Here is a 2,122-nt window from a genome sequence, read left to right as displayed (position 1 = left end):
TTTTACGCCTGCTAAGTGTTTTACTGCCCCTTGCACACACGTTATCCACCAAAACTGTGGATAATGCGGCACTCAGACCGTTGGCGTATCGATGGGCAGGATGAGTGAGGGATTGTCATTGCGAACGGCGCCGACGGCGGGCGATACCGGTTGCCAGACGAAATCCTCTGCCTGCAGGCTGTACACGTCAGCCTGCATTTGACCAGAGGGCGGGACTAAGCGGGTGTCGAGCCAGTCGCGCGCGGCCGTCGGTCTCTGCTGCGTACAGCGCCGCAAAGAACAGCGGCAGGCCTTGCCTCAGCAAGAGCCCACAGGAGGAACGGCGGACGGCCTTACAAAATGACGCCAATAAAATTGCGACTGGCAATGGCATCAATGGGACGGCCAGAGACGAAAGTCAGTACGTTATGCCAGGAGCTTGGGATAACCCGACAAACGCTGTACCGCCACATTTCCCCTGATGATCCACTGCGAGCTGACGGTATAAAGCTGCTCAACCGGGGATAATTTTAGCGGACGGAAAAATCTGGGGTTCCGGCGTAGAACCCCGAATAAGGAATAATCCTTAATTCATTTCAGGATTATTAATTCCATCTAAAACCTCTCGGCAATATTCTTTTTTATAGGCTTCATCATTACTTAATGACTTAACCAAAAAATCAGCATTTTTCCAACCATTATCCCAATGCGTATCGAATCCTGACTGTTCATACTTTAATGTTCTAGTTAATGAGTCTTTTATTTGTTTTTTATATTTATCAATTTTCTCATTGGTTGCCCCACAAACATCATGTGCAACACGAGCATTTGAGCCAGAAAAACCTATTGCTGAAATTGCCATCGCTTCATTTGATTTGTCGAAATCATTCGCATATGCCACAGCATTAGATAAAGCGAATATGACAAGAGCAGGTATGATTTTTTTGTATGAAATCATCTTTCACCTCTAACTCATTGATTGTTCATGGGGTCAGTTTGGATATCGAAAATTATTGTACATTAAGGCTGCTTTTTAATCAGTCTCAACTTCTTTATAGAAGGCCTGAATGCGACAAACTTGGGAAGTACTGTAGCCTGTCGCGTCTGCTGTTTCTCGGATGCTCAGTTTCTTAATCTGTCGGTAGTACAGGACTTTCTGATGTCGTTCCTGATCTGCCTGCTTTCCCCGGTATCTACCCAACGTATGCGCCCGTTCAATTCCCTGCTTTTGCCGTTGGCGGCGACTCAACCAGTCCTTATGTGACATCGCGGCCATCAGGTCGATTAGCATGTTATTGATGGCGGTTATTACTGCACGGGTGATCGGGCCCGCCTGTGGAGGATCTTTCTCTAACAGCGCCTGCCATGAGGTAGGGACATCCAGGCTGACAATCCGTAACTCATGCTGCTCAATCTGCTTTTTCAACGTCATCCAGTCACTGTTGCTGAGACGGGTCAGGCGGTCTATCTGCTCAACCAGCAAAATATCAGTTACCGTTTGGGGGCGGCCAGCACAATCAGCATCCGTCGCTGCAGCGGCGACGGCCGGCGGACGTTAACCGTTGCCACGATGTCACCCCTCTCTCTTATAGATGAGGACATGCAGGCGCAGCCGGTCGGCATCAACACGTTCATCCATTATTGTGCCCGGATAGCCCTGCAGCGCCAGACCGTACCAGAAACTCAGAATGACAGAAGCCTTACCCAACTCTAGGGTGTAACCCATCCCGCCCTGGTTCAGATTGCATTTTTTAATCGCATCTTCTGCTTCCCGGGTCAGCTGCGCATAGCTGAGTGAAAAATTCAGTGCCTGATCCATCCTGCTCGCTCCATCTCACCGCTGGCGCGCACGAAATAAGTGGCGTTAGGATGCCGCACCAGCAGTTTGCCGATATCCAGCCGGCTCTCGACATAGTCCTGCGCCGGGGAGGGAAAACCGCAGGCCACGCGATCGGCAAACAGCGGTAACGTCAGGGGCTCAACTGGTGAAAAAGCATACAACCTTAAAGTACTCAGCATAATCATAACCAAGCTGTATATTTATACAGTAAGGCATAAACAAAACGCGAACGCGTGCCCCCCCCTATCCCCCTGCGGATCGCGCTTTGCCGCGTAATATAATAATTTTCTGAGCGATTTTTTT

At 49.5% G+C, this 2,122-nt stretch carries 2 protein-coding genes and 3 pseudogenes; all 5 read right to left on the bottom strand.

Annotation, left to right across the window (positions count from 1 at the left end):
• Positions 1 to 72 precede the first annotated feature (72 nt).
• A pseudogene (locus tag QMZ29_RS25835) lies at positions 73 to 252 on the bottom strand (SOS response-associated peptidase family protein); the annotation flags it as partial.
• Positions 253 to 565: 313 nt separating this feature from the next.
• Entirely contained in the window at positions 566 to 937 is a 372-nt protein-coding gene (locus QMZ29_RS10470) for a hypothetical protein (RefSeq protein ID WP_126502249.1), read from the bottom strand.
• Positions 938 to 1,012: 75 nt separating this feature from the next.
• Positions 1,013 to 1,468: pseudogene (locus QMZ29_RS10465) on the bottom strand (recombinase family protein); the annotation flags it as partial.
• Between the two features lie 84 nt (positions 1,469 to 1,552).
• Positions 1,553 to 1,798: a hypothetical protein gene (locus QMZ29_RS10460; protein WP_025303333.1), complete on the bottom strand. Its 246-nt coding sequence runs from the start codon at positions 1,796 to 1,798 to the stop codon at positions 1,553 to 1,555.
• A 14-nt stretch (positions 1,799 to 1,812) separates the two neighbouring features.
• Positions 1,813 to 2,004, bottom strand: a pseudogene (locus tag QMZ29_RS10455) (S24/S26 family peptidase); the annotation flags it as partial.
• Positions 2,005 to 2,122 lie beyond the last annotated feature (118 nt).

It is taken from the genome of Serratia sp. PF-27 (assembly GCF_030053255.1).
Classification (GTDB): Bacteria; Pseudomonadota; Gammaproteobacteria; order Enterobacterales; family Enterobacteriaceae; genus Serratia; species Serratia bockelmannii.
The sequence above is the reverse complement of the archived record's forward strand: the minus strand, read 5'-3'. Positions and strand labels throughout refer to the sequence as shown.